The organism is Methylobacterium sp. V23, assembly GCF_002917135.1.
Lineage (GTDB): Bacteria > Pseudomonadota > Alphaproteobacteria > Rhizobiales > Beijerinckiaceae > Methylobacterium.
The window spans coordinates 76893-91189 of the sequence record NZ_PDHT01000019.1 but is presented as its reverse complement, the minus strand read 5'-3'; the positions used below and the strand labels follow the sequence as shown (position 1 = coordinate 91189).

9 protein-coding genes and 4 pseudogenes are annotated in these 14297 nt (G+C 67.1%); 9 read left to right on the top strand and 4 right to left on the bottom strand.

What is annotated here, in order from left to right; translation table 11 throughout:
• Positions 1-33: 33 nt before the first annotated feature.
• The 3 genes from CRT23_RS18060 to CRT23_RS18050 all read left to right on the top strand — a co-directional run bounded on the left by CRT23_RS18060 (position 34) and on the right by CRT23_RS18050 (position 2375).
• A complete protein-coding gene (locus CRT23_RS18060) occupies positions 34-711 on the top strand; it encodes an HD domain-containing protein (protein WP_103710776.1) in 678 nt (225 codons plus the stop codon).
• A 179-nt stretch (positions 712-890) separates the two neighbouring features.
• On the top strand, positions 891-1670 hold the full coding sequence (locus tag CRT23_RS18055) for an alpha/beta hydrolase (protein ID WP_103710836.1): 780 nt from the start codon (positions 891-893) through the stop codon (positions 1668-1670).
• 54 nt (positions 1671-1724) lie between these two features.
• Complete coding sequence (locus CRT23_RS18050; protein WP_103710774.1) at positions 1725-2375, top strand: glutathione S-transferase; 651 nt, start codon at positions 1725-1727, stop codon at positions 2373-2375.
• Between the two features lie 375 nt (positions 2376-2750).
• Here CRT23_RS18050 and CRT23_RS18045 read toward each other — a convergent pair whose 3' ends face one another.
• Positions 2751-3644 (bottom strand): LysR family transcriptional regulator, encoded by an 894-nt coding sequence (locus tag CRT23_RS18045; RefSeq protein ID WP_103710773.1) that lies wholly within the window; start codon positions 3642-3644, stop codon positions 2751-2753.
• Positions 3645-3689: 45 nt separating this feature from the next.
• Here CRT23_RS18045 and dctA point away from each other — a divergent pair.
• The 6 genes and pseudogenes from dctA (at position 3690) to CRT23_RS18015 (ending at position 10156) form a co-directional block, all read left to right on the top strand.
• A pseudogene (dctA, locus tag CRT23_RS18040) lies at positions 3690-5129 on the top strand (C4-dicarboxylate transporter DctA).
• A gap of 59 nt (positions 5130-5188) precedes the next feature.
• A pseudogene (locus CRT23_RS18035) lies at positions 5189-6351 on the top strand (mandelate racemase/muconate lactonizing enzyme family protein).
• A gap of 460 nt (positions 6352-6811) precedes the next feature.
• Positions 6812-7702, top strand: a complete 891-nt coding sequence (locus tag CRT23_RS18030) for a helix-turn-helix domain-containing protein (RefSeq protein WP_103710771.1) — start codon at positions 6812-6814, stop codon at positions 7700-7702.
• 95 nt (positions 7703-7797) lie between these two features.
• Positions 7798-8694, top strand: coding sequence for a PhzF family phenazine biosynthesis isomerase (locus CRT23_RS18025; RefSeq protein WP_103710769.1), 897 nt, complete (start codon positions 7798-7800; stop codon positions 8692-8694).
• Complete coding sequence (locus tag CRT23_RS18020; RefSeq protein WP_103710767.1) at positions 8691-9155, top strand: RidA family protein; 465 nt, start codon at positions 8691-8693, stop codon at positions 9153-9155. The genes CRT23_RS18025 and CRT23_RS18020 overlap by 4 nt, the downstream gene beginning before the upstream one ends.
• Positions 9156-9238: 83 nt before the next feature.
• Positions 9239-10156 (top strand): annotated as a pseudogene (locus CRT23_RS18015) (amino acid ABC transporter substrate-binding protein).
• Positions 10157-10190: 34 nt separating this feature from the next.
• Here the strand turns inward: CRT23_RS18015 and CRT23_RS18010 are convergent.
• The 3 genes and pseudogenes from CRT23_RS18010 to CRT23_RS18000 all read right to left on the bottom strand — a co-directional run bounded on the left by CRT23_RS18010 (position 10191) and on the right by CRT23_RS18000 (position 14293).
• Positions 10191-10580: pseudogene (locus tag CRT23_RS18010) on the bottom strand (DUF4260 domain-containing protein).
• Positions 10581-10949: 369 nt separating this feature from the next.
• A complete protein-coding gene (locus CRT23_RS18005; RefSeq protein WP_103710765.1) occupies positions 10950-13418 on the bottom strand; it encodes a branched-chain amino acid ABC transporter ATP-binding protein/permease in 2469 nt (822 codons plus the stop codon).
• 5 nt (positions 13419-13423) lie between these two features.
• Positions 13424-14293, bottom strand: coding sequence for a branched-chain amino acid ABC transporter permease (locus CRT23_RS18000; protein ID WP_055957225.1), 870 nt, complete (start codon positions 14291-14293; stop codon positions 13424-13426).
• Positions 14294-14297: the final 4 nt, after the last annotated feature.

Below are 14297 nucleotides of genomic sequence, written 5' to 3'. Positions count from 1 at the left end.
CATCAGGGCAAACGAAGCAAAGGACCTCCTCCCATGACCCTGAGTTCCAACGCCGCCATCCCCGAAAGCAAGCTCGCCCGAGCCATCACGGAGTTTGTTCGGGATACCGAGACCGACCTGCTCTTCAACCACTCGAGCCGGGTGTACCAGTTCGGTGCCCTGGCCGGCCTCCATCGCGGCCTAACGTTCGACCGTGAGCTTCTCTATGCGGGCGCCATGTTCCACGACGTCGGTCTGATGCCGGACCACAGCAGCCCCAACGAACGCTTCGAGGTCGACGGCGCCAATGCCGCCCGGGACTTCCTGAAGGCGCACGGCGTGCCGGAGGCGGACGTGTACACGGTCTGGACTGCCATCGCGCTGCATACGACGCCCGGCATCCCGGTCCACATGCATCCGGTGGTCGCGCTCGTCACGGCCGGCGTCGAGATGGACGTGCTGGGGCTGACCTATGCAGAGTATTCCGACGTCGAGCGTGAGGCGGTGATCTCCGTCTTCCCTCGCACGCCGAACTTCAAGGAAGACATCATCCAGGCCTTCTACGACGGGATCCGGCACAAGCCGGACACGACCTTCGGCAACGTCAAGGCTGATGTTCTGGCCGACAAGGACTTGAGCTTCCGCCGGGGTAACTTCTGCAGCGTGATCCGGGCCTCGCGCTGGCCGGGCGGCGCACATGCGCCAGGATGCGGATGTGGCGGGCACGCGTGAAAACCGCTCGCCCACGCGATAAGCTCGGTGTCGGGCACCGAGCCTGACCGATCTGCCACAGACGAACGCGACGCTCGTCATGGGCATGGACGAGCACCGCATGTATCCATGCCTGCACGGACGACGAATATGGCCGGTCGTACTGATCGCTTTGAGCGCACCGAACGGAGATGCCCGCCATGATGACCCGTAGAACACTGAACGGCGGGCTCGCCGCAGCCGCATCACTTGCACTTCTTCCGAAGTCTACGACGGCCCAGGCGATCCCGCAGGCCCGCAACGTCGTCCTCGTGCATGGCCTCTTCGCCGACGGTTCGTGCTGGTCGGAGGTGATCCCGCGGTTGAAGGCGGCCGGCCTTGACGTCACGTCGGTGCAGAACCCGCTGACTACCTTCGAGGAGGCGGTCGCATCGGCCCGGCGCGTGCTGGCTCGGGCTGAGGGACCGACTGTCCTCGTCGGCCACTCCTTCTCGGGGATGATCGTCACCGAAGCCGGGGGCGACCCTAACGTCAGCGCGCTCGTCTACGTCGCGGCCCGCGCCCCCGACGCCGGCGAGGACTATGCCGCGCTAGCCAAGACCTACCCGGCGCCGCCGGCCTCGGCCGGGATCGTGTTCGACGGGGACGAGGGGCGTCTCAGCGAGGCTGCCTTCCTGAAGGACTTCGCGGGCGACCTGCCGCCCGAGAAGGCGAAGGTGCTGTTCGCGGTCCAGCAACCGTTCCACAAGACCCTGCTGACAGGCAAGGTAACCCAGGCGGCCTGGCGCTCGACGCCGAGCTTCTACGCCGTGTCGACCGAGGACCGGACGATCAATCCAGACCTTGAGCGCTTCATGGCCAAGCGCATGAATGCGCGGACGATCGAAGTGAAGGCCAGTCACCTGTCTCTGATCTCGCATCCGAGGGAGATCGCGGATCTCATCCTCGAGGCTGCCGGTCATCCGGCTGGACGTCCGTGAGCCGCGCCGTGCCACGCTCGGCGCCACGATCATCAAACGACGGAGTTGTTCGGGATGAATTCCCGCCGGATCACGTTCTACCATGCGCCGCGCACCCGCTCGTCGAGTATCCTGACCCTGCTGGAGGAACTCGGGGCAGACTACACGCTCCGCACCCTCGACCTGAAGGCTGGGGACAATCGCGCGCCCGCGTTCCTCGCGGTCAATCCACTCGGAAAGGTGCCGGCGATCGTGCATGGCGACGTGGTCGTGACCGAGCAGGCGGCAATCGTCATCTATCTTGCCGACCTCTATTCTGAGGCGAAGCTCGCCCCTGCAGTCGATGACCCTATGCGCGGCCCCTACCTGCGCTGGCTTGCCCTCCACGGCGCCGCCTTCGAACCTGCGATCGTCGATCGCGCCATGAACCGCGATCCAGGCCCTCAGGCGATGTCGCCGTATGGCAGCTACGACGCCGTGATGGACGCGCTGACAGCGCAGCTTCGCCGGGGGCCCTATCTGTTCGGCAAGCGGTTCACGGCCGCGGACGTCCTGTGGGCAACCGCCCTCGGCTGGATGACGAGCGCGAAGCTCGTGCCGCCGAACCTCGAATTGCTGAGGTATGTCGAGCGCTTCCGCACCCGGTCTGCCGTTGTCCGAGCCGAAGCGATCGACGAGCGGCTTCACAGGGAACTGGAAGGCGAAATTGAGCACCGCACAGGTTAGGTGCAGAGCCGCTTTGCTAGCTCAACTCGCCCGACGGGATCCGATCTAACGCAACAAGGAGGATCAGCTGGTCTACGCACTGTGAAGGCAGTTACGGGCTATGGGTCGATCTAGGCGGCAGCCGGGCCCAAGCGATGCCTCTCATTGTCAAAAGCAACCTTGCAAGTTTGTTATAAGAACGCGCAAAGCTGCTTATCGCGATCTTCAGCCCACGAAGTGGACAGGCAGAAAGCTACCCAATCCAGTCGTAGAGCGGACGAGCCGGCCCCGACCCAAGCTCGCCAATGAAAGTGATTGACGCGCTTCGCGGAAGCAGACGTTCATCAAGGGGAGGGTAGTCGCTCTCCACAGGTATGCAGCCATGAATTAACAGATCTAAGTTTCGCTCAGATAATTCCAAAGCTCGTCGGCTGCGTGATTGCGGCACTCAAGCGATCGGAACAGCCTGATCTCGATGGACACGTCAAATTGCTCGGGCCCTGCACGGACAAGACTGCCACGAGCCAGATCGTCCGTTGCAACCGTCTGAGGCAGCCAGGCGGCGCCGTGCCCTTCGCGCGCCATGGTCGTCAACGTTGCGGCAAGGTGTGAGGTGAAGCGGGTCGCGAGGTGGATCGGCTCCCCGTTCTGGCAGCTTGCTAGGATGCGCCCAAGGCCGGAGGCCTGACTATAGGCAAGGTAGGGAACTGGATCCGCGAGCGATCCCGGCAGCGACCACATTCCCGTGCCTTCTGCGGAGGGGGCGCAAAGCGGGATGAGCAGGTCATCGCCCACACGCACACTCTGGAACCGGTCGGCCTTAAAACGGGTCGGGGCATCCTGGTGGAAATGACAGAGTAGAAAGTGCACCTCACCGGACAGCATGATCTGCTCGCAGGCTTCCATGCTGTCTGAGATGAGGTTGAGGGTGCCCAGAGGCCGGGATTGCATGACCTGGCGGACCCATTTTGGGAAGAACGTGAACGACAAGGCGTGGGTCGCCGCAATCGAGAGCGTCGCCGTATCTTGAGCGCCGACCGCCCGCGTGTCGCACCGAGCACGCTCCAGGCTGCGCATCAACTCGTGAGCTGCCGGCTGAAAGTGAGCGCCAGCCGGCGTCAGCGTGGCGCCCTGCGCACCCCGGGCGAACAGGGGCGTTCCGACCCAGTCCTCAAGCGCCCGGATGCGCCGGCTGAAGGCCGGCTGCGTCACACTTCGGGCTTCAGCCGCGCGCGAGAACGTCTTCTGCTCGGCCAACGCGACAAAGTCCTTCAGCCAGTCCAGGTCCATCCGCCAGTCCAGCCCGATGCCGTTCGCGCATAGCGCGAACCGAACATGGCATTGGCCGAGCGCAGACGTCCAGGCGTACGGACAGCAGCAAGCCCCGCAAGAGGGATCACTGATCAAGCTGCCCAAGAGGCAGCAGGTAGGAGGGAACAGGACATGGAGTCATGGCTTAGCCGACTCTATGTTCAAGTCTTCATCGCAATCGTCCCAGGCGGGTTTGTCGGCTATTTCCTGCCCGACGTCGCCGTGACGCTGCAGCCCCTCGCAGACGGCTTTATCAAGCTGATCAAGATGCTGCTCGCACCAGTTATCTTCGGCACCATCGTCGTCGGCATCGCCAAGATGGGCAACATGAAGGAGGTCGGCCGCATCGGCGTACGGGCGCTGATCTACTTCGAGGTCGTCTCGACCCTTGCTCTCGTCATTGGCCTCATCGTCGTCAACGTAATGCAGCCCGGCGTCGGCATGAACATCGACGCCACGCACATCGATGGCAGCGCCATTGCCGCTTACGCCAAGCGGGCCGAGGCGCAGCCCGGCCTCGTCGGCTTTCTGATGGACATCATCCCCACGACCATCGTGGACGCTTTCGCCAAGGGCGCCATGCTGCAGATTATCCTGATCTCGCTGCTGCTCGGACTCGCTCTGGTCCAGGCCGGCGAGCGCGGCAAGCCGGTGGTCGCCGTCATCGACAGCCTGCTCGACGCGCTGTTCCGCGTCGCCGCCATGGTGATGCGGCTCGCTCCCATCGGTGCCGGGGCCAGCGTCGCCTTCACCATCGGCAAGTACGGCTTCGGTACAGTCTGGTCGCTCGCCTACCTCATGCTCGACGTCTACGCCACGTCGATCCTGTTCGTCGTGCTCGTGCTCGGCTCCGTCTGCGCCTGGACCGAGTTCTCGCTCACCAAGGTCCAGAGCTACTTCAAGGATGAGATCCTGATCACCTTCGGGACTTGCTCCACTGAGGCCGTCATGCCGCGCATGATGGCCAAGCTGGAGCGGCTCGGCTGCAAGAAGTCGGTCGTCGGCCTCGTGCTGCCGACGGGCTAAACCTTCAACGCGGATGGCACCTGCATCTACTTGACCATGGCGACGATCTTCGTCGCCCAAGCCACCAACACACCGCTCGGCATCAGCGACCAACTCGTCATCCTCGGGGTGCTGCTTCTAACCTCGAAGGGATCGGCTGGTGTGGCCGGGGCCGGGTTCGTCACCCTCGCCGCGACCTTGTCGAGCATCCACACCGTCCCGGTCGCCGGCCTCGTGCTGCTGCTCGGAGTCGACCGCTTCATGAACGAGGCGCGGGCGGTCACGAACCTCATCGGCAACGCGGTGGCCACCAATGCCATCGCCAAGTGGGACGGTGCCTTCGATCGCCAGAAAGCCGAGGCGGCCTATCGCGACCGCGCCGCCATCGCCGCCGCGGACGTCGTCCCTGAGACGGAAGCGAGGCACGTCCTGCAGATCCCGGCAGCCGTGGTCCCGTAGAGCCACGGCCCTTCCTTCACGCCCTTTCCAATCCGTTTGAAAATCCGAGGAGAGCAACCATGCGTATCGTCGACGTCTGCGAGGTTACTAAGCCGATCGCCTCGCCCATCCGCAACGCATACATCGACTTTTCGAAGATGACTGCCAGCCTCGTGGCCGTCGTCACCGACGTGGAGCGCGACGGCCGCCGGGTGGTGGGCTACGGCTTCAACTCCAACGGCCGCTACGGCCAGGGCAGCCTCATCCGCGAGCGCTTCAAGAACCGCATCTTAGAGGCCGATCCGAAGAGCGTCCTGAACGAGGCCGGCGACAACCTCGACCCGCACAAGCTCTGGGCGGCGATGATGACCAACGAGAAGCCCGGCGGTCACGGTGAACGCTCGGTGGCGGTTGGCACCCTCGACATGGCGATCTGGGACGCGACCGCCAAAATTGCGGGCAAGCCGCTGTTCCGGATGCTCGCCGACCAGAAGGGCATCGAGGCCAACCCGCGCGTCTTCGTCTACGCGGCCGGCGGCTACTACTATCCGGGTAAGGAGGATACCCAGCTGCGCGCCGAGATGCGTAGCTACCTCGACCGGGGCTACACGGTCGTGAAGATGAGATCGGCGGCGTCCCAATCGACGAGGATCAGCGTCGCATCGAGGCGGTGCTGAAGGAGATCGGCTCCCAGGCGCAGCTGGCCGTCGACGTGAACGGACGCTTCAACCTTGAGCAGGCCATCGCCTACGCTAAGATGCTTCGGCAATACCCGCTGTTCTGGTACGAGGAGATCGGCGACCCCCTCGACTACGCCCTGCAGGCGGCGATGTCAGAATTCTATCTGGGCCCGATGGCCACCGGCGAGAACCTGTTCTCGCACCAGGACGCCCGCAACCTGCTGCGCTACGGCGGGATGCGGCCCGACCGTGACTGGCTGCAGTTCGACTGTGCGTTGTCCTACGGCCTCGTCGAGTACCTACGCACCCTCGACGTGCTGGAGCAGTTCGGCTGGTCGCCCAAGCGCTGCATCCCGCACGGCGGTCACCAGATGTCGCTGAACATCGCGGCCGGGCTCGGCCTCGGCGGCAACGAGAGCTATCCGGACCTGTTCCAACCCTATGGCGGCTTCCCCGACGGCGTAAGGGTTGAGGACGGGCACATCGTGATGCCCGAGCTTCCGGGCATCGGCTTCGAGGGCAAATCCGACCTGATCAAGGTCATGCGCGAACTTGCGGAATAAGCGCTGATCGTCGGCCGTGCTGGACTCGTTTTTTCCTGCACGGCGTCTCCCTGTCGCTTGGCTGTGGCCATCCGCCGAATGGCTGTAGTCTCAGCCTCCCGCTCGGAAGCAGCCATTCCGCTTACCACCCAACCCAGACGTAGAGTGGACGGACGGATCCCGACCCAACTATGCCTTAAGAGCGGCCCCACGCCATTTCGAAAAGCGGTCTTGCGTTCGATCCGAGGGCTCGCGCATCGGGGAACCCTCGCCTGAGAACGCCTGCTCCGCATGAATGGGAAGCTCATGGCCGAAATAGCCGCCCTGCAGTTACACACTGCGGCGCAGTGCAGGGAGCGAACTCTTGCCGATCAAGCCAGCGAAGGTTGTGAACTCTCTCGACCTTTGTGAAGCCCGAACGAACGAGAAGGCCTGTCCTCGTCGAAGGGACGGATTGCTGCCGCGGGGATAGCTTCGTATCATGCTCAGGTCGCTCGCCCTCCTCAGACAAACGGCACAGCCTTCGTGCGTCATCGCCGACGGCAACGAACACATCACCCTCTTCGACGGGGGCGTCGGCTACGCCAAGCCTTGGCACTGGCACGATGGCCTCATGCTGTTGCTGCCCTGGGTCGGTATCCTCAACCTCAAGCACGAGGGTCAGCGTGAGGGCGCTTGGCTCACCGACGACCGCTTTGCCGTCGTTCCCGCCTCGCACGCTCACGACACGAGTGCTTTCCGGTCCGACCAGACGCACATCGCCGTCTACGTCAGGGATGCAGCGTTACGACGTATCGAGGCGCAGCTTGGCTCGCTCAATCGTTTCCGAGCCGCGATCCGGACGAGCGCCATGTTCTCGGTCTCCCCGGAGATCCGCACCCTGCATGCCTTGTGTCGCGAAGACAGTGGGGACCGCGTGGGCCGAGACGCTGTTCGCGCCCATCTCTCCGCGGCGCTTCTCATCCGGTGCCTTGGTGCCATCGAGGGAGGCGCGCCCCTCCCGACTGCCTCACGTCACGGACACGGCGCTGCGCTGATCCGTGAGGCAAAAGCCTTCGTCGTCGCACGGCTGGATCAGGACGTCCCACTCGACCTCCTTGCCGCGAGTCTCCGCGTCTCGCGGCGGCACATCACCCGCCTGTTCCAGGCGGAGGTCGGTCAATCGGTCGGTGCGTTCCAGCGAGCCAGGCGCCTCGATGCCGCGCGTGCCATGCTGACCACGACGGACCTGCCGGTCGATGAGATCGCGAGCCGGGTCGGCTTCGAGAGCGGTTCGGCTCTCTCTCGGGCCCTACGTCGGGAGGGCGGTTTGGCCGCCACGGGTATCCGTGCTGCATCCTCCAACCCGATGGCCCGCTCGGTCGCGACGTAGGGCCTGCACGGCCGCGCACATGGCACCCGTACCGGCAACAATGGGAATCACGGCGCTGAAGAGATCCGGCGCGCTCCGAGCCAGGGATAGGAGCCATGAGCGAAGTCGAAGTCGTCCGCGTCTTTACCTGTGAAGGCGCAGGCGGGAATCCGTGCCCCGTCGTCGCAGAGGCCAGCGCCATGGATGCAGGCGCGATGCAGACGGTGGCGCGGCGATACGGCCATGAGAGTGGTTTCGTACTGTCGCCCGCGGACGACGCACACGACTTCACGTTCCGGTTCTTCGTGCCGAACCATGAGATGGAGATGTGCGCGCATGCCACCATCGGCGCACTCTGGGTGCTCGCGCGCCGGGCACGGCTGACGAACGCACCAGTCCGGATCGCAACGGCGAGCGGAACCGTCACCGGCTTCGTGCAGAAACGGGATGATGGGTCGTGGCGCGTGGAGATCACCCAGCCTGCCGGGCGGGTGGCACCGCTCACCTCGGATGCTGTGGAGGCCGTCTGCGCCGCCCTAGGCATCGGCCGCGAAGCCCTTGCTGACCTTCCGCTGCACAACGCAGCCACATCACGGGTGAAGACCCTGGTTCCGATGCGCCTCCCGGCGGGTCTCCACGCCCTCGGCCCCGATCAGGCCGCCGTCGAGGCCGTCTGTCGCAGCATCGGTTCGACTGGGCTCTACCCCTATGCGATCGTGGACGGGCCGGGACGGATGTTCGAGGCTCGCCAGTTCCCGCGGTCATCCGGCTACCCGGAAGATGCTGCAACGGGCATCGCCGCGGCGGCCCTGGCGTTCGGCCTCCTGCACGACGGCACCATCGAGCCGGACGATCGCCCGATCCTGATCCACCAGGGTCGGGCGATGGGACATCTGTCGGAGATCCGGGTCCGGATCGGCTTTGCCGGCGACCGCGCCCTGGGCTGCTTACTCGGCGGAGAGGTCGCATCCGGTGCTGATCTCAGCATAACTCCCGCGGGGGTGTCCGCATGAACGCGGCGATCCTTGCTCGTTTGGCAGCCGCCGGACTGGCTCTGCCGCGACCGACGGTGCCGGCAGCCAACTACGTGCCGTTCACGCGCGCCGGCGCCCTGCTGTTCGTCGCGGGGCAGACGCCTATTCGGAACGGTGAACCCCTGTATCGTGGCGTCGTTGGCGAAGACGTCACCGTCGAGGAGGCGCAGGCCGCGGCGCGTGCCTGTGCGCTGAACATCCTCGCCCAGGTTGGCATCGCAGTGGGGGACGAACCCCATCGGGTTCGATGCCTGCGCCTCACCGGCTTCGTTCGCTGTCGCGATGACTTCACGCACCAAGCGCGGGTGATGGACGGCGCCTCGGACCTCATGGTGCTCGCGCTGGGAGAGGATGGGCGGCACGCGCGAACCTCCGTCGGGACCAACGCCCTGCCACGCGGCGTCCCCGTTGAGGTCGAGGGGCTCTTCGAGCTGGTGTGACCGCTTTCGTCCCCCAACGGGGACGGCCCGCCTCGTCAAGCGACCATGCCACCGCCCCGCTTACGGAAGAAGGAAATCGAAAAATGTATGCCTTGAGACGCGCGGCTGCAGCCGCAACGGTGACGCTTGCCTTGAGTTCAACTTCCGGCGCCCTGGCCGATGAGCTGACGGGCACCCTGAAGAAGGTCAAAGAGACGGGCGTGATCACGCTCGGCTTTCGCGACTCCTCGGTGCCCTTCTCCTACCTGGACGGGGACCAGAAGCCGGTCGGCTACGCCCTCGACATCTGCCGGCACATCGTCGACGCCGTGAAGGTGCGGCTCGGGCTCGCGCAGCTTGAGGTTCGTCTAAACGGGGTGACCTCGGCGACCCGCCTCCCGCTGATCGCCAATGGCACCATCGACCTCGAATGCGGCTCGACGACGAACACCTTCGAGCGCCGCAATTAGGTTGCGTTCATCAACACCAACTTCCTGACCGCGACGCGCTACGTAGCGAAGAAGGGCGCCGACCTGCACACCATCGACGATCTGCGGGGCCGGACCGTGGTCTCGACCTCCGGTACGATCAACCTGCGGCAGATCAACGAGGCCAACGTCGCGCGCAACCTCGGGCTGACGATCCTGCCGGCCGTCGATCACGCCGAAGCGTTCCTGATGGTCCAGAGTGGTCGAGCGGCGGCCTTCGTGATGGACGACGTGCTGCTCGCCTCCCTTGTGGCAGCCGCGCGGGACCCCGGGGCGTACGAGATCTCGACGGAGGCGCTGTCGAAGCCCGAACCCTACGCCGTCATGCTGCGCAGGGACGACGCGCCGTTCAAGGCTGTCGCCGATGCTGCAACGGCCAAACTCTACGCCAGCCCCGAGGGCAGGAAACTCTATCACCGGTGGTTTACCCAACCGATCCCACCACGCAGCATCAATCTGAACCTGCCGATGAGCGACGCGCTTTCGAAGGCGTACGCTCGTCCGAGCGACAGTTACGACCCGAACTCGTATTGAGTGCCATTCGCAGCCGGGTTTTCATGGCCAACCGCTATGCGCTCCCGCTGGCCTTTCCCATCCGACCCAGGTGGCTCACACCGAAGGCCTCTGGGTATTTGAGTCCGTACCCGAGGCTGCGGTCGAAGCCGATATGAGCGGCTCAGATAAGACCTATCTGCAAGGCTTCCGGGAAGTGGCCGAAGGCACCCCAGACGAGGCATGCGAGCGGCAGGACGTACCAGTGAGCGATGTTGTACAACGCCGCGCCCGGCTTGCTCCCGGCAACGTAGCCGACCATGCTCAAGTCGGGCACGAAGAAGAGGGCGACGAATAGCCACCAGCTACCGCCCTCCCAAGCGTAGGCCATCGATGCGGCAACCAGGACGGCGAAGCCTTCAGTTCGCACGAGCACCCTCGGCCATCCGCTGACGATCCCGTGCATCCTACGCTCCCCAAAACCAATGCTCATTTCCGAACATCCGGCGGTCAGAAACACGCGTTGAGCAGCGACCGCGTAGCCGCGCCTACGATCCCAAAGGAGTAGGATCACCCGCATCCCTAAAGGTCCGCTCCTGCTTTGAAAGGGCAAAATGCGGACCGTCCGAGAACCACCCAATTTGGTCGTAGCGCGTCGTCAATCAAGCTGCCGAGACGCGGACCGTCAGAGGGGCTGCAAAGGGCCGAAATCCGCCCCCCGATGATTGAACCGGATTGAATCCCGACCCTACGGCGCTGGCTCCAATGTCGTCGCGCGCCAGCGCGCGGACAGCGCGTCCGCAATGCGCCGACGCCGGCCCGGCCGTCGGCCCCGTCAGGCAGCCCCCAGATAGGCGGCCTCCAGGCCGGCATCGGCGCTGAGTTCGGCGGCGGTGCCGGCGGTGACGACGCGGCCCTGCTCCAGCACGTAGCCGCGATCGGCCACCGTCAGGGCCAGGGCCGCCATCTGGTCGACGATCAGGATGGTGACGCCCTGGTCGCGCAGGTCCGCCACCACGGCGTAGAGGGCGTTGATCATCGCCGGCGCCAGGCCGAGGGAGGGCTCGTCGAGGAGGAGGATGCGCGGCTGCGCCATCATCCCGCGGGCGATCGCCAGCATCTGCTGCTCGCCGCCCGAGAGCAGGCCCGCCCGGCTCGTCGCCCGGTCGCGCAGGCGGGGGAAGCGGGTGAGCAGCGCCTCGATCTCGGCCGGGTCGATGGGCGTCGTGCGGCCATGGGCCCCGAGGCGGATGTTCTCGATCACGGTCAGCTCGGGAAAGACCTGCCGGCCCTCGGGCACCAGGGCGAGGCCGAGGCGGGCGATCGTGTGGGCGGGCAGCTGCGCGATGGCCCGGTCGTCCAGCACGATCCCGCCCGAGACCGGCCGGAGCAGGCCGGCGAGCGCCCGCAGGGTCGTCGACTTGCCGGCGCCGTTGGCGCCCAGCAGCGCCACGGTCTCGCCGGGGCGGACCTCGATGGCGACGCGGTCGAGGACCGGGGCGGCGCCGTAGCCGGCCGTGAGGCCCTGGGTCGAGAGCACCGCGTCGGCCGGCGGCTTCCAGGCGGCGGCGCGGGGCCGGGCCGGCGTGTCGGCCCCGCCCAGATAGGCGCGGATCACCGCCGGGTCGTGGCGGATCGCGGCCGGCGTCCCGTGGGCGATCGGCCGCCCGGCATCCATGACCAGGATCGCGTCCGAGACGCCCATCACCAGGGGCATGTCGTGCTCGACCAGCACCACGGCGATGCCCTGCCCGGCGATCCGGCGCAGGAGGCCGCCCAGCGCGTCGGTGTCGGCCCGGGTCAGGCCGGCGGCGGGCTCGTCCAGGAGGAGGATGCGCGGCCGGCCGGCCAGCGCCCGGGCGATCTCCACGAGGCGGCGGTCGACATGGGGCAGCTCCGCGGCCGGCCGGTCGAGGTCGCCCGCGTAGCCAACGAAGTCCAGCAGGGCCGCGGCGGCGGCGCGGTCCTGCGCGCCGGAGCGGCGCCAGAGGCGGCCCGGCTCGAACGCCAGGGCGACGTTGTCGAGGACGCCGAGCGACCCGAACAGGCGCGTGGTCTGGTAGGTTCGGGCGATGCCGGCCCGGGCGATGGCGTGGGCCGGGGCCCCGGCGAGGTCCCGCTCCCCCAGGCGGATCGCCCCGGCCTGCGGCCGGTAGAAGCCCGAGATCATGTTGAGCACGGTGGTCTTGCCGGCGCCGTTGGGGCCGATCAGGCTCGTCACCGCCCCGGCCTCCGCCCGGACCGAGACGCCCTCGGCCGCACGGATGCCGCCGAAGCGGATGCCGATGCCCTCGACCACCAGGGCCTGCGCCCCACGCTGCCCGATGAGCCGGGCGAAATCCATCGCCGGCGGCCGGGCGCCGGTCCGCGGCCGCGGCAGCAGCCGCGCCGCGCTGCCGACGATCCCCGCGGGCACCAGCCAGAGCACCACCAGGGTGGCGAGGCCGAAGAACAGCAGGCGGTACTCGGCGAGCCCCGCCAGGGTCTCGGGCAGCAGCACGGTGACGAGGGCGCCGAACAGCGGCCCCAGCACGGTGCCGGCGCCGCCGACCACCACGGAGAGCACGAACAGGATCGACTGCGAGAACGGGAACGAGCTCGGGGCGATGAACAGCATCAGGGGCGGCAGCACCGCCCCGGCGAGGCCCGTCAGCGCCGCCGAGATCGCGAAGGCCAGGGTCTTCACCCGCACCGGGTCGAAGCCGAGGGAGGCGGCCGCCACGTCGGCGTCGCGCACCGCCCGCATCGCCCGGCCGAGGCGGCTGCGGGCGAGGCGGTGGAAGCCGGAGAGGCTCAGGCCCGCGGCGAGGACGGCGAGGAACGCCAGCTCGCGCTCGGCGAAGGGCACGCCGAACAGGCTCGGCCCGGTTGTGACCACGAGGCCGTTCTGGCCGCCGGTGAGCGACCCGCCCTCGATCAGGGCATGCTCGATGATGAAGCCGAAGGCGATCGTGACCATCGCCAGGTAGGGGCCCTTCACCCGCATGGCCGGCACTGCGAGCCCCGCCCCGACCAGGCCCGAGAGCAGGCCGGCCGCCGGCAGGGCGAGCCAGAAGCTCAGGCCGGCCCCGGTGAGGATCGCGCTCGCATAGGCGCCGACGGCGTAGAAGCCCGCATGCCCGAAGGAGATCAGCCCGGTGAGGCCGAGGAGGACGTTGAGCCCGGTGCCGGCGACGGTGGTCAGGGCCACCAGGGCGATGACGAAGTGGCTGTAGCCGCCGGTCAGCCCCACCAGGGCGAGGCCCGCCAGGGTCAGGGCCAGGATGGCGAGCGGCATCGCGGCCGAGGCGCGCAGGCGGTGCATCGGGCTTAGACCTTGTTGATGGCGGCGCGGCCGAGGAGCCCGTCGGGGCGCAGGGCCAGGGCGAGGATGATCACCGAGAACACCACCAGCTGGGTGTAGGTGGAGCCGAGGGTCGCAGTGACCCCGGCCTCGACGAGGCCGTAGAGCAGGCCCGCCAGCACCACGCCGGTGGCCGAGCCGATGCCGCCCAGGATCGCCACCGCGAAGGCCTTGATCCCGAACAGCGCACCCATCTCGGCCGAGACCGAGAACAGCGGCGCGATGAGGAGTCCGGCGGCCCCGGCGAGGAGCGCCGAGAGCGCGAAGGCGCAGGCCACCGTGCGCCGGACGTCGATGCCCATCAGCCGCGCGGCGTCGGCGTTCTGCGCCACCGCCAGCAGCACCCGGCCGAGATCTGTGCGGCGGAACAGGGTCTGGATCGCCACCGCCACCGAGAGCCCGACCACGGGAATGAGGAGCTGGAGCGGGTAGATGCCGGTGCCGAAGATCTCCACCGGCGTCACCGCCAGCGACGAGGGCAGGCTGCGCGGCTCCTTGCCGAAGGTGAACAGCATCGCGTTGTCGAGGACGATGCCGCCCGCCACGGTGGCGAGCAGCCAGGCCTCCGAGCCCTTCTCGACGAAGGGCCGCACCAGCAGCCGCTCCACCGTGACGCCGAGGACCGCGCAGCCGAGCAGCGCCCCGAGGATCGCGGCCGGCATCGGCCAGCCGAGGGTCACCCCCAGGGTGTAGCCCAGCACCGCCCCGAGGGTGACGGCGCTGCCCTGCGCGAAGTTCACCGTGCCCGAGACGGCGTAGGTGATGTGGAAGCCGAGCGCCACGAGCCCGTACATGCTGCCGAGGCCGAGGCCGGTGATGAGCGTTCCCGTGAGCATCGGC